This window comes from Pseudomonas sp. PB3P13 (assembly GCF_054897735.1).
Genome location: NZ_CM142702.1, coordinates 3,543,875 through 3,562,231, shown reverse-complemented (window position 1 = coordinate 3,562,231; position 18,357 = coordinate 3,543,875). Strand labels below are relative to the sequence as shown.

Genomic DNA, 18,357 nt, shown 5'->3' with positions numbered 1-18,357 from the left:
ATCACCTTGGTAGAGTACGTAGTTTCCCTCGATAAGCTCGGCAAACACGACGTTGAGCATGTGGGGGGCAAGAACGCATCCCTGGGCGAGATGATCAGCAACCTGGCCGGTGCCGGTGTATCGGTGCCCGGTGGCTTTGCCACGACCGCTCAGGCTTACCGTGATTTTCTTGAACTGAGTGGCCTGAACGATCAGATCCACGCCGCGCTCGATGCCCTGGACGTCGATGATGTCAATGCCTTGGCCCGGACCGGTGCGCAGATCCGTCAATGGATCATGGAAGCCGAGTTTCCCGAGAAGCTCAACGCCGAAATCCGTACCGCGTTTGCCACGCTGTCGGCCGGTAATCCTGGCATGGCCGTGGCCGTGCGTTCTTCCGCCACCGCCGAAGACTTGCCGGACGCGTCCTTCGCCGGCCAGCAGGAGACCTTCCTGAACATCCGGGGTGTCGAAAACGTCATTCGCGCTGCCAAGGAAGTGTTCGCTTCACTGTTCAACGACCGCGCCATTTCCTACCGCGTGCACCAGGGTTTCGACCACAGACTGGTCGCCCTGTCGGCAGGCGTGCAGCGCATGGTCCGCTCCGAAACCGGCACCGCCGGCGTGATGTTCACCCTCGATACCGAATCGGGTTTCCGTGACGTGGTGTTCATCACCGGCGCCTACGGCCTGGGCGAGACCGTCGTACAAGGCGCGGTCAACCCGGATGAATTCTACGTACACAAAGGCACGCTGGCCGCGGGCCGCCCGGCGATTCTGCGCCGCAACCTGGGCAGCAAAGCCATCAAGATGATCTACGGCGAAGTCGCCACGGCCGGTAAATCGGTCAAGACCATCGACGTCGACAAGGCCGATCGCGCACGTTTCTGCCTCAGCGACGCAGAAGTCAGCGAACTGGCCAAGCAAGCGATGATCATCGAGCAGCACTATGGGTGCCCGATGGACATCGAATGGGCCAAGGACGGCGACGACGGCAAGCTCTACATCGTTCAGGCGCGCCCTGAAACCGTGAAGAGCCGTACCCAGGCCAACGTCATGGAACGCTACCTGCTGAAGGAAACCGGCACTGTGCTGGTTGAAGGTCGCGCCATCGGCCAGCGCATCGGCGCCGGCAAGGTCCGCATCATCAAGGACGTGTCCGAAATGGACAAAGTCCAGCCGGGCGACGTGCTGGTGTCCGACATGACCGACCCGGACTGGGAACCGGTGATGAAACGCGCCAGCGCCATCGTCACCAACCGTGGTGGCCGTACCTGCCACGCGGCGATCATCGCTCGCGAGCTGGGCATACCGGCCGTGGTCGGTTGCGGCAACGCCACTCAACTGTTGCAAGACGGCCAGGGCGTGACCGTTTCCTGCGCCGAAGGCGACACCGGTTACATCTTCGAAGGCGAACTGGGCTTCGACATCAAGAAAAACTCCGTGGATGCCATGCCGGATCTGCCGTTCAAGATCATGATGAACGTCGGCAACCCGGACCGCGCCTTCGACTTCGCGCAGCTGCCGAACGCCGGTGTGGGCCTGGCCCGTCTGGAATTCATCATCAACCGCATGATCGGCGTGCACCCCAAGGCACTGTTGAATTACGACGGTCTGCCGCAGGACATCAAGGACAGCGTCGACAAGCGTATCGCGGGCTATGACGATCCGGTCGGCTTCTACGTCGAAAAACTGGTTGAAGGCATCAGTACCCTGGCCGCCGCGTTCTACCCGAAAAAAGTCATCGTGCGTCTGTCGGACTTCAAGTCCAACGAATACGCAAACCTGATCGGCGGAAAGCTTTACGAACCGGAAGAAGAAAACCCGATGCTGGGCTTCCGTGGCGCCTCGCGTTACATCAGCGAAGCGTTCCGTGACTGCTTCGAGCTCGAATGTCGCGCCCTCAAGCGCGTGCGCAACGAGATGGGCCTGACCAACGTCGAAATCATGGTGCCGTTCGTTCGTACCCTCGGTGAAGCGAGCCAGGTCGTCGACCTGCTGGCGGAAAACGGTCTGGCCCGTGGCGAAAACGGTCTGCGCGTGATCATGATGTGCGAACTGCCGTCCAACGCGATCCTGGCGGAAGAATTCCTCGAGTTCTTCGACGGTTTCTCCATCGGCTCCAACGACCTGACTCAGCTGACGCTTGGCCTGGACCGCGACTCCGGCATCATCGCGCACCTGTTCGACGAGCGTAATCCGGCAGTCAAGAAACTGTTGGCCAACGCCATTGCCGCGTGCAACAAGGCTGGCAAATACATCGGCATCTGCGGTCAGGGTCCTTCGGACCACCCGGATCTGGCGAAATGGCTGATGGAGCAGGGCATCGAAAGCGTTTCGCTGAACCCCGATTCCGTATTGGAAACCTGGTTCTTCCTGGCTGAAGGTCAAGCGCCGGCTTGATGGTGTAAACGGTTCGCCAATTGTAGGAGCAAGCTTGCTGGCGATGGCGTGTTCAAAGTCGCCATCGTCGGCAAGCTGTGCTCCTACAGGTTGGGACGTTTTTTTGATTCAAGCAGGGCGGGCTCCTCTGGAAGCCGCCCTTTTTTGTGCAAGAGCATTATGCAAAGCAGCAGCAACCTTTTTCCTGTCGCCCTGATCAGCGCCGAGCGGCGTGGCGATCTGAGCGAAGACGTTTATCGTTTGAAACCCGGCAATAGCCCCGACGGCACCGTCGAACTGGCCGTCACGCGCCTTGGCCTGGCCGATGAGCCGGCCGTGCGCGGCGTACCGGTGATTTTGCTGCACGGCAGCTTCTCCAACCGGCGCTTCTGGTTTTCGCCCAAAGGGTTGGGGCTGGGCGCTTATCTGGCTCGCCTGGGATTCGATGTCTGGATTCCTGAAATGCGCGGTCATGGCCTGTCGCAGCGCAACCATCACTACCGCAACAACCGCGTCGCCGACTACGCGCGTTATGACTTGCCGGCAATCGGCGCCTTCGTCCGCGAGCAGAGTGGTCAAGTCCCGCACTGGATCGGTCATTCGCTCGGCGGCATCACCCTCGCGGCTGCGTTGGGCGGCGAATACATCGGCGAGCCTGTCGTGGCATCGGCCGCGTTCTTCGGTACGCAGGTCAGCCGCACATACTGGCCGTTGAAGATTCCACCGGTAGAGTGGGGCGGTCGCTTCATTCTCAAGCGTTTCGCGCAGTTGTCCGGTTCGCGGCTCAAACGTGGCCCGGAGGACGAACCGATCGGGTTGGCCGTGGAAAGCATGCGCTGGTATGGACTCTTCGGACGTTTTGGCGACGCTGACAAGGACTGGTGGGCAGGATTGGCCGAGGTCAACTTGCCGGTGCTTGCGGTCAGTGCGGCAGGCGATCAACAGGATCCAGCCTGGGCATGCCGAAAACTGTTCGATCAGATGGGTTCACAGAACAAGCAGTTTCTCAACCTGAGCCGCGAGCAGGGCTTTGGCGATAATTTCGGCCACGTCGAAATGCTCGTCAGCAAGGCTGCGCAGGTCGAAGTCTGGCCGTTGGTAGCGCGCTGGCTGGCGGATCAGCAGACGCCATTGCTCGGCGAACGTCCGGTGCTGGCCGCAGTGATTGGAGGCTGACGCTCTAACAAGGGCATTTCACTCAGATCGGCTTGCGGCTAAGCTATGACGCATTCCGCTTTTCCGGTCACATTGCGACATCCTCGACGTCTTCTTTTCTACAGGAGTTTTTCGATGAACCATTACCTCACGCCCGACCTGTGCGATGCCTATCCGGAACTGGTCCAGGTGCTGGAACCGATGTTCAGCAATTTCGGCGGCCATGATTCTTTCGGCGGCGAGATCGTGACCATCAAGTGCTTCGAGGACAACTCGCTGGTCAAGGAGCAGGTCGAGCTGGATGGCAAAGGAAAAGTGCTGGTGGTCGATGGTGGCGGTTCGTTGCGGCGTGCGCTGCTGGGCGACATGCTGGCCGAAAAAGCTGCGAAAAACGGTTGGGAAGGCCTGGTGATCTACGGCTGCATTCGCGACGTGGACGTCATCGCGCAGACTGACCTGGGCGTGCAAGCCCTGGCCAGTCATCCGATGAAGACCGACAAGCGCGGCATTGGTGACCTCAATGTAGCCGTCACCTTTGCAGGCGTGACCTTCCATCCGGGTCATTACGTTTACGCGGACAACAACGGCGTGATCATCTCGCCAAGTCCGTTGAAAATGCCTGAATAAATCGCGAATCAATCAAGGGGTGAGGATGTTCGAGGAAGAAAACGCGCAGTGGGGCCTGGTGCATGCCCTGGTGCTGGATGGTAAAGGCGGTGCGCGTTCGATAGCCCGGACAGAACTCGACGAATTGCAGCTGCAGGCCCATGAAAGCCTGTGGCTGCACTGGGATCGCAGTCACCCGCAAACTCAGACCTGGCTGCGTAAATCCAGCGGGCTGAGCGAATTCAGTTGCGACCTGTTGCTCGAAGAAAATACCCGGCCGCGCTTGCTCGCGCTGCCGGACTCCGAGCTGTTGCTGTTTTTGCGCGGGGTCAACCTCAATCCCGGGGCCGAGCCGGAAGACATGGTCTCCGTACGCATATTCGCTGCGGCGCAGCGGGTGATTTCCCTGCGGCTACGGCCGTTGCGCGCCACTGATGAGTTGCTGGTGCAGCTCGCTGAAGGCAAAGGACCGAAGACCGCCTCTGAACTCATCCTTTATATGGCGCAGTACCTCACCAACAAAGTGCAGGATCTGGTCAGTTGCCTTTCGGAAGTGGTCGATGAAGAAGAAGAAAAACTGGATGCCGACGAACGGTATACACCGGAACACGGCGCCATTTTGCAGATCCGCCGACGGGCTGCTGCGCTGAAGCGATTCCTGGCGCCGCAACGGGAGATTTTCGGGCAACTGACGCGGTTGAAACTGCCCTGGTTCGTCGAAGATGATGGCGATTACTGGAACGAATTGAACAACAGCCTGACCCGCTATCTTGAAGAGCTGGAGCTGACCCGGGAGCGGGTGGGGCTGGTCCTCGAGGCCGAAGACAGACGCTTGAGCGTGCGCATGAACCGCACGATGTATCGCTTCGGGATCATCACCGGGATTTTTTTGCCGATGAGTTTTCTGACCGGTCTGTTGGGTATCAACGTTGGAGGAATTCCCTTCTCCGAAAGCCCTTATGGCTTCCTCATTGCCTGCCTTCTGATCGCCTCGGTGGCTATCGGGCAGTGGTGGTTATTCCGACGTTTGCGCTGGGTCTGACAATGCGGCATGTGACCCGGGCAAATTTGACCGCGTCTTTCACAGACATCACGAGAGGTGCGTATGCACGATCCGTTTGAACAGTCTTTACGCGACATGTTGAACGCTTCACCGTCCACCCGGGACGATGATGCGTGCCTTGGCCGTGTGCTGAAAACTGCCAACCGCCAGGTCGGCGCCGGCGACCTGTTCAGTCTGCTGGGCCGCTGGCTGCCCGCGTTGATGATCGCCCTGAATAATGGATCGGCGCATGTCTCGCCGGTTTCCCGTCACCGTAAACCAACCGTTCGCACTGCTGATAAGGCTGATTGAATATGGAACTTGATCTCTGGACTCAGAGCCTCGTCACTGCAATGACTGCGTTGTGGACTAAAATCGCGAATTTCATCCCGAACCTGTTTGGCGCACTGGTTGTGCTGCTATTGGGCTTCGTGGTGGCCAAGTTGCTCGACACCTTGCTGTCCAAGCTGCTGGCCAAACTGGGGCTTGATCGCCTGATGGGTGGCACCGGTCTGACAAAATTATTGTCCCGGGCCGGCCTGCAAGTGCCGATCTCGACACTGATCGGCAAAATCGTCTATTGGTTCGTTCTGCTGATATTTCTGGTTTCTGCAGCGGAATCTCTTGGCCTTGAGCGAGTCTCGGCTACGCTGGACATGCTTGCGCTCTATTTGCCAAAAGTATTCGGCGCCGCGCTGGTCCTGCTGGTGGGTGTGCTGCTTGCGCAACTGGCCAACGGGCTGGTGCGCGGTGCGGCAGAAGGTGTAGGTCTGGATTACGCTTCCGGGCTTGGGCGAATCGCCCAGGGCATGGTGATCATCATCAGTATTTCGGTGGCGATCAGCCAGTTGGAGGTCAAGACTGACCTGCTCAACCATGTGATTGTTATCGTATTGATTACCGTTGGTCTGGCAGTTGCGCTGGCCATGGGCCTGGGAAGCCGGGAAATTGCGGGTCAGATTCTTGCGGGAATCTATGTGCGTGAGTTGTACGTGGTTGGGCAACAAGTGCGTGTTGGCGAGGTCGAAGGTCAGATCGAAGAGATCGGCACGGTTAAAACCACATTGCTGACCGACGAGGGTGAGCTAGTCTCTCTCTCCAATCGGATCCTGCTGGAGCAGCATGTGAGTAGCCGCTAACCCGGCAAACCCTGCTAATGTATGCCGCCGCAAATGCCCACCAGGGCTGCGGCGGACATTGACCTGACTGTCGGCCCGACTTGTTTTGAATAAAGCTCAATCGCTCTCTACGCGCTACGACCCCCGCGAGCTCTCTGATGAGGAGTTGGTCGCGCGCTCGCATACCGAGCTGTTTCACGTGACGCGTGCCTATGAAGAATTGATGCGGCGTTACCAGAGAACATTATTTAACGTCTGTGCACGTTATCTCGGGAACGATCGCGACGCAGACGATGTCTGTCAGGAAGTGATGTTGAAGGTGCTGTATGGCCTGAAGAACTTCGAGGGGAAATCGAAGTTCAAAACCTGGCTCTACAGCATCACGTACAACGAATGCATCACGCAGTATCGGAAGGAACGGCGAAAGCGTCGCTTGATGGACGCGTTGAGTCTGGACCCGCTTGAGGAAGCGTCTGAAGAAAAGGCGCCGAACCCTGAAGAGAAGGGCGGACTTGATCGCTGGCTGGTGTATGTAAATCCGATCGACCGGGAAATTCTGGTGCTACGATTTGTCGCAGAGCTGGAGTTTCAGGAAATCGCGGATATCATGCACATGGGTTTGAGTGCGACAAAAATGCGTTACAAACGTGCTCTAGATAAATTGCGTGAGAAATTTGCGGGCATTGCTGAAACTTAGTTCGGCGCAAATATCTCTTACGTGTAGGCAAGTTCTGATAGACTTGCCGCCGAGTTGTCCCCCGGTTTGCGGGACTGCTTCACAATCACCAGATGGGGATTTAACGGATGAAACTGAAAAACACCTTGGGCTTGGCCATTGGTTCTCTTATTGCAGCCACTTCGTTCGGCGCACTGGCACAAGGCCAAGGCGCAGTTGAAATCGAAGGCTTCGCCAAGAAAGAAATGTTCGACAGCGCTCGCGACTTCAAAAACAACGGCAACCTGTTCGGCGGCTCGATCGGTTACTTCCTGACCGACGACGTTGAACTGCGTCTGGCCTACGACGAAGTACACAACGCGCGTACTGACGACGGCACGAACGTTAAAGGCGCTAACACCGCTTTGGACGCTCTGTACCACTTCAACAACCCAGGCGACATGCTGCGTCCTTACGTCTCGGCCGGTTTCTCGGACCAGAGCATTGACCAGAATGGCAGCAACGGCCGCAACCGTTCCACCTTCGCCAACGTTGGCGGCGGTGCCAAGCTGTACTTCACTGACAACTTCTACGCCCGTGCCGGCGTTGAAGCTCAGTACAATATCGACCAGGGCGACACCGAGTGGGCTCCTAGCGTTGGTATCGGTGTGAACTTCGGTGGCGGCTCCAAGCCTGCTGCTGCTCCAGTTCCAGCACCGGCTGAAGTCTGCTCCGACAGCGACAACGACGGCGTTTGCGACAACGTTGACAAGTGCCCGGACACCCCAGCCAACGTAACTGTTGATGCTGACGGCTGCCCAGCGGTTGCTGAAGTTGTTCGTGTTGAGCTGGACGTTAAGTTCGATTTCGACAAATCTGTTGTTAAAACCAACAGCTATGGCGACATCAAGAACCTGGCTGACTTCATGAAGCAGTACCCATCCACCAGCACTACTGTTGAAGGTCACACTGACTCCGTCGGTCCTGACGCTTACAACCAGAAACTGTCCGAGCGTCGTGCAAACGCCGTTAAGCAAGTTCTGACCAACCAGTACGGTGTTGAATCGTCCCGCGTTCAGTCTGTTGGCTACGGCGAATCCCGCCCAGTTGCCGACAACGCTACTGACGCTGGCCGCGCTGTAAACCGTCGCGTAGAAGCGCAGGTTGAAGCTAACGCTAAGTAATTAGCTCGCAGCTTTGAGAAAAGCCCGGCTCAGGCCGGGCTTTTCTTTGTCTGCGATTTACCTGAAGGACGGTGAATCAGCCTGTCTCAGGCGGATTGTTCTTCCGTCATCGCGTTCAAGCCATGCTCAAATTCGGTCTGCGCGCCATAGGCCGCCACGGCGCCGATCACAAGAATAGCCGGGCTCTTCAATTCAAAGCTGTAGGCATCTTCCTGCATCGTTGTGAGGCTGCTCCGATATTCCCGCTGATGTGGCAACGATGCATTTTCAATCATCGCCACCGGCGTATCCTCATTCAGGCCTCCCGCCAGCAACTGTTCGCGGATCTCGCTCAACTTCGCCACGCCCATGTAAATCACCAGCGTCGTGCCGCTTTGTGCGAGCGCTGGCCAGTTCAGGCTGCTGTCATCCTGCGTGTGCGCCGTCACCAGGGTCACGCCGCGTGCCACCCCACGCAGGGTTAGCGCAATGCCGCACTGCGTCGCGCCTGCAAGACCGGCCGTAATGCCATTGACCAGCTCGACCTCAATCCCGTGTTCACGCAACCACTGCGCCTCTTCGCCGCCACGACCGAATATGCACGGATCGCCGCCCTTGAGCCGCACCACGCACTTGCCTTGGCGGGCATAACGCAACATCAGGCGATGAATGAACGCCTGGGGCGTCGAGCGGCAGCCTCCGCGTTTGCCCACCGCAATGATGCGTGCCTGCGGACAATGCTCGAGTACCGCCTCGTTCACCAGATCGTCGATCAACACCACAGCCGCTCCGCTCAGTGCCCGAACAGCCTTCAGGGTCAACAGTTCCGGGTCGCCGGGACCTGCGCCCACCAGCCAGACTTTTGCGCTCATAGTGTTTTCCTCACGAGATGACAGCGACCGGCTGCGCGGTGGTAGCCAGCAAACGCTTGATTTGCGGAACGCAGGAACCGCACTGCGTGCCACAGCCCATTTTTTGTTTCAAACCGGATAAATCCAGGCCGGCGCTGATGCCTGCGCAGATCGTGTCCTGACTGACGTTCATGCAATTGCACACAATTGTTCTGCCCGCCACCGAGGTGCTGGTGTGTCCCGGCGGCGCACTTAACGGCGCCAGCAGCCAGCGTCGCAGCTGCTGATCGGCACGACCCTCGAGCCAAAGGTTTTGCAGCCAGTGTTGGGCAAGCGTTTCGCCGGACAGACGAATCGCGGTGATCCGGTCATTGTCGATGCGCACCCGTTTGCCAATCGAACGTGCGGGGTCGTCATAGGCCAGTACGGGCCCTTCACTGAGGCCAAGGCACTGGTCGAAAGCGTGCATCACCGCGGGCTCCGGCGCGGTGAAGCTGGCGGCACGTATGACCAGCGCCGGGCGCTCACGACCTGCCAAGCTGAGGCTTGCGTAGGAAAACGCCTCACACAGCGGTCGTAGCGTCTCAAAATGCTGTTGAACATCACCTTCGACCAACGCGAAAAGCCTCCACGGCAAATTCACCGGTTCAAGACGCACGCCGCTGTGTTTCAACTCTGGCTGCTTCGACAGGGGGTCGAACGCCGGTTGTGTGATTGCATTGACGCCGCCCTTGAGGAAGCGATCACCCCAATGCATGGGCATAAAGGCCTGCCCGGGGCGCACGCTGTCGTCGCTGCTCACGGCAACTATCAGCGCACCGCGACGGCTTTCAAGGCTGACCAGATCGCCCGTTTGCAGGGAATGCCGGCGCAGCTCATCCGGGTGCAGGCTTAATTGCGCTTCGCTGACGTGACCAAATAATTGCGCAGCCGTGCCGGTGCGACTCATGCCATGCCACTGATCGCGCAGGCGACCGGTGAGCAAGGTCAGCGGAAACTCTGCGTCCCGCTGTTCCCTGGCGGCGTGGTACGGGTCGGCGATGAACCGCGCGCGGCCGTTAGCGGTGGGAAAAACCCCGTCCACATACAATCGCGGCGTGCCGTGCGTTGCGCCTGCGAGAAACGGCCATTGCTGAGGGCCGAGACGGTCGAGCAGCTCATGGCTGATACCGCAAAGGTCCAGATCTCGTCCGCGGGTCAGCCATTTGTACTCATCAAAAATCTGCGCGGGCGACTCGAAGGCGAAGAGACTGGCCTGGTCCGGCCGCAGACGTTTCTCCAGACGTTGTGCGAAATCCACCGTGATCGACCAGTCGGAACGGGTTTCAGCCGGTGCGACTATCGCTTGGCGCACGTGGGAAATTCGCCGCTCGGAGTTGGTCACCGTGCCTTCCTTCTCGCCCCAGCTGGCGGCCGGCAGCAGCAGATCGGCAAATGCGGCCGTTTCAGTGGTGCGGAAAGCTTCCTGCAGGACGACGAAAGGGCAGGCTTGCAATGCCGCGCGCACAGCGTTCTGGTCCGGGAGCGATTGCGCCGGGTTAGTGCAGGCAATCCACAGTGCCTTGATTTTGCCGCCGCGTACTTGTTCGAACAGCTCGATGGCTGTCAGCCCGGTGGTTGCCGGCAGTTGCTCGACGCCCCAGTACGCCGCTACTTCAGCGCAATGCTCAGGGTTGGCCGCGTCACGATGGCCGGGCAGCAGGTTGGATAAGCTGCCGGTTTCCCGGCCGCCCATGGCGTTCGGCTGACCGGTCAGCGAGAAAGGTCCTGCTCCGGGGCGGCCGATTTGTCCGGTGGCCAGGTGCAGGTTGATCAAAGCGCTGTTTTTTGCACTGCCCGCCGTCGATTGATTCAGCCCCATGCACCACAGCGACAGAAAGCTCTGGGAAGTGCCGACCCATTCGGCGCACTGGCGCAGCTGCGCGAGGCTGATCCCGCAAAGCTGCGACACTCGATGCGGGGCGTAATCGCGCACCAGAGCGTCCAGTTCTGCTAGCCCGTCGGTGTGCGCTTCGATGAAACCGCGGTCAATCCATTGTTCCTTCAGCAACAGGTGCAAAATCCCATGGAACAAGGCGACATCGGTGCCTGGCAAAATGGCCAGGTGCAGGTCGGCCAGGTCGCAGGTATCGGTACGACGCGGGTCAATGACGATGACTTTCATCTGCGGCCGACGGGCTTTTGCTGCCTCAAGACGTCGGAACAATACCGGGTGGGCGTAGGCCATGTTGCTGCCGACAATCATCACGCAGTCGCTCAACTCGATATCTTCATAGCTGCACGGCGGTGCATCAGCGCCCAGGCTGCGCTTGTAACCCACCACTGCAGACGACATGCACAGCCGCGAATTGCTGTCGATATTGTTGGTGCCCACCAGCGCCCGCGCCAGTTTGTTGAACACGTAATAATCTTCAGTGAGCAGCTGGCCGGAGATGTAAAAAGCGACGCTGTCGGGACCGTGCTCGGCGACGGTATCGGCAAAGACATTGGCAGCATGGTCCAGCGCGGTGTCCCAGTCGGTGCGACTGCGCGCGAGTCCTTTGCCCAGGCGCAGTTCGGGGTATAAAGCGCGGGCGGCGAGGTCGCCGGTCAGGTGCAGGGTCGAGCCTTTGCTGCACAGTTTGCCGAAATTGGCCGGGTGCGCCGGATCCCCGCTGACGCCGAGGATGCGCTCGCCGTCATGTTCGATCAGCACGCCGCAGCCGACGCCGCAGTAACAGCACGTCGAGGCCGTGATCTGACGGTCCATCAGCTGGCTTCCTGCAGGGCAACTGGAGCCAGATCATCGTCCTCGCCAACGGTCGGCGCGGTGAGCGATGGGGCACCAAACATCAAGTGATCGCGAATGTGCCTAATGTCGTCGTTCTCACGGATCTGCTGGAAATACCAACCGCCATCGGTGACATCGCCGTACAGGCAGGCGCCGACCAGCACGTCGTCCTTGATCACCAGTTTTTTGTAGACGCCGCTGATCGGGTCGCAGAGGGTGATGGTCTCGGTGCCTTCACCCCCCATGAAGTCGCCAGCGGAGAACAGGTCAATGCCGGTCACCTTCAATTTGGTCGAGGTCACCGAGCCTTTGTAGGTGGCGAAGCCTAATTGGGCCAAGTGATTGGCGCACACCTTGGCCTGTTCGAACAGTGGCGCGACCAGGCCATAGGCGATACCACGGTGACTGGCGCACTCGCCGATCGCGTAAATCCGTGGGTCGTAGGTTTGCATCGTGTCGTTGACCAGAATCCCCCGATTGCAGGGTAGGCCGGATTTTTCCGCAAGTTCGGTGCGCGGGCGGATGCCGGCGGCCATCACCACCAGGTCGGCAGGGAGGATGTCGCCGTTCCTGAACTCAATCGAGCCTACGCGGCCATCGCCGGCATCGTGCAGGGCCGCTGTCTGTTCACGCAGACGGAACTGCAGTCCGCGGGCTTCCAGTGCGGACTGCAGCAGCTGGCCGCTGATTTTGTCGAGTTGGCGCTCCAGTAGCCATTCGCCGATGTGCACCACGGTGACGTGCATTCCGCGCAGCATCAGGCCGTTGGCCGCCTCCAGCCCCAGCAAGCCGCCCCCGATGACCACCGCGTGTTTATGCGTTTTCGCGGTGTTGATCATCGCCTGAGTGTCGGTGATGTCGCGGTAACCGATCACGCCCTGCAGGGTATTGCCGGGGATCGGCAGGATGAAAGGCGTCGAGCCGGTAGCGATCAGCAAGCGATCGTATTCGGCCTCGGTGCCGTCTTCGGCGATGACGCGGCGTTTGATCCGGTCGATCTCCACCACATGGCGATTGAGCAGCAGGTTGATGTTATTCCCGAGGTACCAGTCGAGGTCGTTGAGCATGATGTCTTCGAACGTTTGCTCACCGGCCAGCACGGGTGACAGCAGGATGCGGTTGTAGTTGGCATGGGGTTCAGCGCCGAAGACAGTGATGTCGTACAGCTCGTTGCTCAGCTTGAGCAGCTCTTCCAGGGTGCGGACCCCGGCCATGCCGTTGCCGATCATCACCAGTTTCAATTTTTTCATCATGTTCTCCGGTGGGCCGGGGACCGCCTCGAGAGGCCGTCAGGTTGTGCTCAACAAATTTGCGCAAACAAAAAAAGGCGTCCCGCTAGTTGCCTAGCGAGGACGCCTTTGTCCTGGACCCGTTCTCTCGGGCAGCGCACCTTCGTCGTTGAAGGCTGGGCTTTATGTGTGGTGGGGTAGGTAATGCAGTGGTTGTGCCAAGTGTGCAGCCCGCGGTTCTATGGGGGACTGCTTGGCTGAGATGCGGTTTTAATGCACTGAATTAAGGCGAAGTGCCCGTTTTGAGGCAGAAGCTGCGCTTCCTTAGCCACGAAATATCAACACCAGCAGCACCAGATTAACCACCAGCGAGAGCAGCGCCATGGTTCGCCACACCTTCAACGGCTCGCGCTCCAGCAAAGGTCGCGGGCGCACGCTCAAACTGCGTCGCTCGCCCTGTTCCAGCACCAGCAACCATTCTTCCGCCGTTTCGAATCGCGCACCGGGTTCCACTGCAACCGCACGCTCAAGGCTTTGCGCCAACCACTCCGGCAGGTCCGGCCGGTAACGGCTGGCACTCACCGGCAGGCCGAATCGCGGACGCTGGAAGGCTTCGATTTCGCCGAAGGGATAATGCCCGGTGAGCAGGAAATACAGGGTCACGCCAACCGCATACAAGTCTTGCTGCGGCGTCGGTGCGTCACCACGAAATGCCTCTGGCGCGATGTAGCTGGGGGTTCCGGGCAGGGCGCAGGCCTGGTCTTCGGACAAGCCGGGGCAGTACGCGAGGCCGAAATCCAGCAGGCGCAGTTCCCCATCGTCACCCAGCAGAAGATTTTCCGGTTTGATGTCGCGATGCAAAATCTGGCGTCGGTGCAGCATGCCCACCGCCCGCAGCAGGCGCTCGGCCAGGTCCTGCCATTGCGCCAGTGGTAATGGTCCTGCGCGCGCGTGTAATTGCGCGAGGGTGGAGCCGGAATATTCACGCATCACATAGTACAAATGCTGACGCTGACTGGCGGCATGCACCTCGGGAAAATGTCGCCCGGCCACGCGTTTGAGAAACCATTCCTCCGACAGCAGCGCCTGCCCGGCCAGGTGATCGTCGCGTAGCGCCGCGGGCAAGGTTTTCAACAGCCAGGATTGCTGCTGTGCGTCGCATACCCGGTACAGCAGTGATTGCTGGCTCTGCGCAAGAATCCCTTGCACTTTCCAGCCCTCGAACACCTGGCCGGGCTTCAGCGCTGGCGGCAGCGGCCATTGCCGGAGATGAATCAGCGCGTCGCCGATGCTTGTTTCACCGAGTGCATCGACCCGCACCAGCAGCGCGCTGGCATTGTCCTGACTGCCAGCCAGGTGCGCCGCGCTGACCAGTGTTTGCGCGGCCATGGACAAGTCCGGTTGGTCGCGCAAAATCGCTGCAATCGCAGTGTCGCCCAAGACAGCCCAGATGCCATCGCTGAGCAGTACGAAACTCTCATCGACACGCAATTCACCGTCGAGAAAATCCAGCACCAGGTGCTGATCGAGGCCCAGGGCGCGTTTCAGCACATGCTGCATGCCCGGTTGGTCCCAGACATGATCTTCGCTGATACGTTGCAGCTGACCGGCGTGCCAGCGATAAACCCTGCAATCACCGACGTGCGCCAAGGTAAAACGCCTGCCGCGCACTACCAGAGCGCTGACAGTGGTCAGCAGCGGTTGCCCATTGCCGTTGGCCTGCAACCAGCGATTTTGCGCGAGCAGCAAGCGATCCAGTGCCTGGGCGACACCCCAGGTTTCCGGGGTGGCGTAATAATCCAGCGCCAGTGCCTGCAATGTCGAACGCGCCGCCAGCCCGCCATCGGCGCACTGGCTGACGCCGTCGGCGATGGCGAACAGGTAACCTTTGCTTGCCGCCAGCGCCGGCGCGGGGGTGACCAGGCGCAAGGCGTCCTGATTCTCCTCACGCGGCCCGGTGGCGCTGGCTTCGGCAAAACTCAGTTGCAAACTCATTCAGTCTTCAGACCCGCGCCGCGGTCACGGCCGCCGAGCCCCAGGTGGTTCTCCAGCGACGCTTCACGCCATGCAGACCGAACCAGGCGAGTACGCCAAGGCTGGCGAACAGCCACAAGGCGAGTTGATAGCTCCCGGTGCTCTGCTTGATAGCGCCCATGCCCGCGGCCAGTGCAAACCCGCCAATGCCGCCGGCCATGCCGATCAAGCCGGTCATCACGCCGATCTCCCGACGAAAACGCTGCGGGACCAGTTGAAACACCGCGCCGTTACCTGCACCCAGGCCAAGCATGGTGCAGACGAAAAGTGCCAGCGCCGCGTAGGAACTGGGCAGATTGAAACCGACGGCGGCAATGCAGATCGCCGCCACGGTGTACATCGCCAATAGAGTGCGAATGCCGCCGAAGCGATCGGCCAGCGCGCCACCCAGCGGCCGCATCAGACTGCCACCAAACACGCAGGCGGCGGTGTAGTAACCGGCGGTGACCGGGCTCAGGCCGTATTGGTCGTTGAAATAGCCAGGCAGGGCGCTGGCCAGGCCGATGAAACCGCCGAAGGTCACGCTGTAGAAGAACATGAACCACCAGCTGTCACGGTCGCCCAGGGCTTTGAAGTAATCGGCCACCGATTTGGCTTTCGGTCGCTCGGGGGCGTTTTTGGCCAGCCAGGCGAACACGATGAGGGTCACGATCAGCGGGATCAGCGCAAAGCCGAACACGTTGCTCCAGCCAAACGCGGCCGCCAGTACCGGAGCGATCAGCGCGGCGAGCACCGTGCCCGAATTGCCGGCGCCGGCAATCCCCATGGCTTTGCCCTGATGCTGCGGCGGATACCATTGCGAGGCCAGCGGCAGGGCGACGGCGAACGAGGCGCCGGCCATGCCGAGGAACAAGCCCAGCAACAGCGCTTGTTCGTAAGTGTGAATGCCATGCATCCAGGCGACAAACAGGGCGCAGATGACAATCACCTGGCCTATCAGCCCGGCTGTTTTCGGCGACAGACGATCGGCCAGCATGCCCATGACGAAGCGCAGTATGGCGCCGGCCAGAATCGGCGTGGCCACCATCAGGCCGCGTTGTTGAGTGGTCAACTGCAAGTCGGCGGCGATCTGCACCGCCATCGGGCCCAGCAGGTACCACACCATGAAACTCAGGTCGAAATAGAGAAAGGCCGCGAACAGGGTTGGGGTATGGCCGGATTTCCAGAAGCTTGAATTCATCGCGCACCTCAGCGGTTGGTCGTCTCGAAAAAGAGTCATGAACTAGCGAGTGGGGCGTCGGCACGGCCGCACCACCGACCCCGGGTTGCGGGGCCAAACAAAAAAACGCCGCCACCTGATTCGCCGAAAGGCAAACGAGGTGAGCGACGTCTTTGTCGTAGGTGGGCAACCGCCGTTGGTTACCTGTGGTGATTACTTAGCGAGATTTGTGCCAATAGTTTGTATGGGGATAAAGAGATTGTTGTGGCGAGGTCAACCCAACAACTCACTCATCGCAATGATCTGTTCCGCCACCTGAATCAGCTTCTGCTGGCGGCTCATCGCCTGGCGACGCATCAGGGTGTAGGCCTCTTCTTCATTGCACGCTTTCATCTTCATCAGCATGCCTTTGGCCAGCTCGATGCGCTTGCGCTCAGCCAGTTGCTGGTCGCGGGCGTGCAATTGCGCGCGCAAGGCCTGGTCGCTTTCAAAGCGTGCCATGGCAACGTCGAGAATCGGCTGCAAACGTTGTGCATGAATGCCTTCGACGATGTAGGCACTGACCCCGGACTTGATCGCCTGGCGCATTACATTGGGGTCATGTTCGTCGGTAAACATCACGATTGGGCGCGGCTGATCCCGCGACACCAGCACCACTTGCTCCATCACATCACGGCTTGGTGACTCGGTATCGATCAGGATCACGTCGGGGCGCACCGTTTCGACGCGCGCGGGCAAGTCGATGGTCAGGCCGGATTCGTCGATCACCTCGAACCCGGCTAGCGTCAACGCCGCTTTCAGGCGGCCGACTTTTTTCGCAGTGTCGTTGATCAGCAGAATACGCAGCATGTTCGCAATCTCCTGTCAGCGGCGGGCGAGAAGGGGTGAGCTGTCGCTCAAAGCGTGCAGCTTGAAGCTCTGGGCGTAGGCGACGGGTTCGGAACCATCCCAGACTTTGCCGTCAATCAACTGGCTGCTGCGCATGTCGCGAGCGTTGGCGGCCACGCCGACAGCGGCGGCGGCCTCCCGGTACAGGTTCAGTTGCTGCACGTGTCGGGCCACCGCGAGGTAGTCCGGATCGTCGCGCAACAACCCCCAGCGCCGGAACTGGGTCATGAACCACATGCCATCGGACAAATACGGCAGATTGACCTCGCCGTCACCGTGGAAACGCAGTGCGTGCGGGTCCTGCCAGCGATTGCCGAGGCCGTCGTCATAATCGCCGAGCAGGCGCGGTTCGATGCAGTCGAGCGGCGCGTCGAGAAACTCGGCCGCACTTAACAGCTGCGCGGTGCTGCGTCGATTTTCGGTGTTCTGATCAATGAAACGGCTGGCTTCCAGAATCGCCATCACCAGCGCTCGCGCCGTGTTGGGATATTGCTCCACAAAGGCGCGGGTGCACCCGAGGACCTTTTCCGGGTGATCGGGCCAGAGGGTCTGCGTGGTCGCCATGGTGAAGCCGAGGTTCTGTTTCACCGCACTGGCAGACCAGGGTTCGCCGACGCAAAAGCCGTCAATACGCCCCGCCTGAAGGTGCGCGACCATTTGCGGAGGCGGCACCACCACGCTGGTGACATCGTGCAGCGGATGAATGCCCAGACTCGCGAGCCAGTAATACAGCCACATGGCGTGGGTCCCGGTGGGGAAAGTCTGGGCAAAAGTGAGTTTCGGGCGAGTTTGGTGCACGTGCCGGTCGAGTGCTTCAGGACCGGTCACGCCCAGGGCTTGCAAGCCGTGGGACAAGTTGATGCTCTGGCCATTCTGGTTCAGGCCCATCAGTACCGCCATGTCGGTGGGCGCGACGCCGCCGATGCCTAAATGCACGGCGTAGATCAAACCGTACAGGCTGTGCGCGGCGTCGAGTTCGCCATTGACCAGTTTGTCGCGCAGGTTGGCCCAGGACGACTGGCGCTTGAGGTTCAACGTCAGCCCATAGGGCTGAGCGAAGCCCTGGGTGGCGGCAACGACCACCGAGGCGCAGTCGCTGAGGGCCATGAAGCCGAGGTTGATGTCGGTCTTTTCCGGGGCGTCGCTGCCGTTGACCCAGGCCAACGGACCGGCTGATGGTTCGTTCATCGCATCTTCACCTTGCATAAAAAAGCGTCGTCCCGGGTCCTCGCATGAGCAAGGCCGGGTGACGACGCCACTGTCCTGGCACCCATGCCGTCGTTGGCATGAGTACTGATGCAGTGACTGGTGCAAGGCATATGCCAG

General features: G+C 59.9%; 14 protein-coding genes and 1 pseudogene. 8 read left to right on the top strand and 7 right to left on the bottom strand.

What is annotated here, in order from left to right; translation table 11 throughout:
• Positions 1-6 precede the first annotated feature (6 nt).
• The 8 genes from ppsA (at position 7) to ACYZT1_RS16385 (ending at position 8,121) form a co-directional block, all read left to right on the top strand.
• Positions 7-2,382, top strand: a complete 2,376-nt coding sequence (ppsA, locus tag ACYZT1_RS16420; protein ID WP_462015744.1) for a phosphoenolpyruvate synthase — start codon at positions 7-9, stop codon at positions 2,380-2,382.
• Positions 2,383-2,541: 159 nt separating this feature from the next.
• Positions 2,542-3,537, top strand: a complete 996-nt coding sequence (locus ACYZT1_RS16415; protein WP_462015743.1) for an alpha/beta fold hydrolase — start codon at positions 2,542-2,544, stop codon at positions 3,535-3,537.
• A gap of 114 nt (positions 3,538-3,651) precedes the next feature.
• A complete protein-coding gene (gene rraA / locus ACYZT1_RS16410; RefSeq protein WP_028621379.1) occupies positions 3,652-4,143 on the top strand; it encodes a ribonuclease E activity regulator RraA in 492 nt (163 codons plus the stop codon).
• A 25-nt stretch (positions 4,144-4,168) separates the two neighbouring features.
• Positions 4,169-5,164: a zinc transporter ZntB gene (locus ACYZT1_RS16405; protein ID WP_462015742.1), complete on the top strand. Its 996-nt coding sequence runs from the start codon at positions 4,169-4,171 to the stop codon at positions 5,162-5,164.
• Between the two features lie 63 nt (positions 5,165-5,227).
• Positions 5,228-5,476, top strand: coding sequence for a hypothetical protein (locus tag ACYZT1_RS16400; protein WP_007944521.1), 249 nt, complete (start codon positions 5,228-5,230; stop codon positions 5,474-5,476).
• 2 nt (positions 5,477-5,478) lie between these two features.
• The gene (locus tag ACYZT1_RS16395) at positions 5,479-6,303 is read left to right on the top strand and encodes a mechanosensitive ion channel family protein (protein WP_462015741.1); all 825 of its coding nucleotides are present in this window, start codon (positions 5,479-5,481) and stop codon (positions 6,301-6,303) included.
• A gap of 85 nt (positions 6,304-6,388) precedes the next feature.
• The gene (gene sigX, locus ACYZT1_RS16390; protein WP_462015740.1) at positions 6,389-6,979 is read left to right on the top strand and encodes an RNA polymerase sigma factor SigX; all 591 of its coding nucleotides are present in this window, start codon (positions 6,389-6,391) and stop codon (positions 6,977-6,979) included.
• A 107-nt stretch (positions 6,980-7,086) separates the two neighbouring features.
• Positions 7,087-8,121: an OmpA family protein gene (locus ACYZT1_RS16385; protein ID WP_462015739.1), complete on the top strand. Its 1,035-nt coding sequence runs from the start codon at positions 7,087-7,089 to the stop codon at positions 8,119-8,121.
• Between the two features lie 86 nt (positions 8,122-8,207).
• Here ACYZT1_RS16385 and cobA read toward each other — a convergent pair whose 3' ends face one another.
• The 7 genes and pseudogenes from cobA to ACYZT1_RS16350 all read right to left on the bottom strand — a co-directional run bounded on the left by cobA (position 8,208) and on the right by ACYZT1_RS16350 (position 18,219).
• Positions 8,208-8,972: a uroporphyrinogen-III C-methyltransferase gene (gene cobA, locus ACYZT1_RS16380; protein ID WP_462015738.1), complete on the bottom strand. Its 765-nt coding sequence runs from the start codon at positions 8,970-8,972 to the stop codon at positions 8,208-8,210.
• Between the two features lie 10 nt (positions 8,973-8,982).
• The gene (locus tag ACYZT1_RS16375) at positions 8,983-11,700 is read right to left on the bottom strand and encodes a nitrate reductase (protein WP_462015737.1); all 2,718 of its coding nucleotides are present in this window, start codon (positions 11,698-11,700) and stop codon (positions 8,983-8,985) included.
• 62 nt (positions 11,701-11,762) lie between these two features.
• Positions 11,763-12,971 (bottom strand): annotated as a pseudogene (locus tag ACYZT1_RS16370) (NAD(P)/FAD-dependent oxidoreductase); the annotation flags it as partial.
• Between the two features lie 303 nt (positions 12,972-13,274).
• Positions 13,275-14,945, bottom strand: a complete 1,671-nt coding sequence (locus tag ACYZT1_RS16365; RefSeq protein ID WP_462015736.1) for a protein kinase domain-containing protein — start codon at positions 14,943-14,945, stop codon at positions 13,275-13,277.
• Between the two features lie 7 nt (positions 14,946-14,952).
• Entirely contained in the window at positions 14,953-16,164 is a 1,212-nt protein-coding gene (locus ACYZT1_RS16360) for a nitrate/nitrite transporter (RefSeq protein WP_462015735.1), read from the bottom strand.
• A 252-nt stretch (positions 16,165-16,416) separates the two neighbouring features.
• Positions 16,417-16,992 (bottom strand): ANTAR domain-containing response regulator, encoded by a 576-nt coding sequence (locus tag ACYZT1_RS16355; RefSeq protein WP_462015734.1) that lies wholly within the window; start codon positions 16,990-16,992, stop codon positions 16,417-16,419.
• Positions 16,993-17,007: 15 nt separating this feature from the next.
• The gene (locus ACYZT1_RS16350; protein ID WP_462015733.1) at positions 17,008-18,219 is read right to left on the bottom strand and encodes a CmpA/NrtA family ABC transporter substrate-binding protein; all 1,212 of its coding nucleotides are present in this window, start codon (positions 18,217-18,219) and stop codon (positions 17,008-17,010) included.
• Positions 18,220-18,357 lie beyond the last annotated feature (138 nt).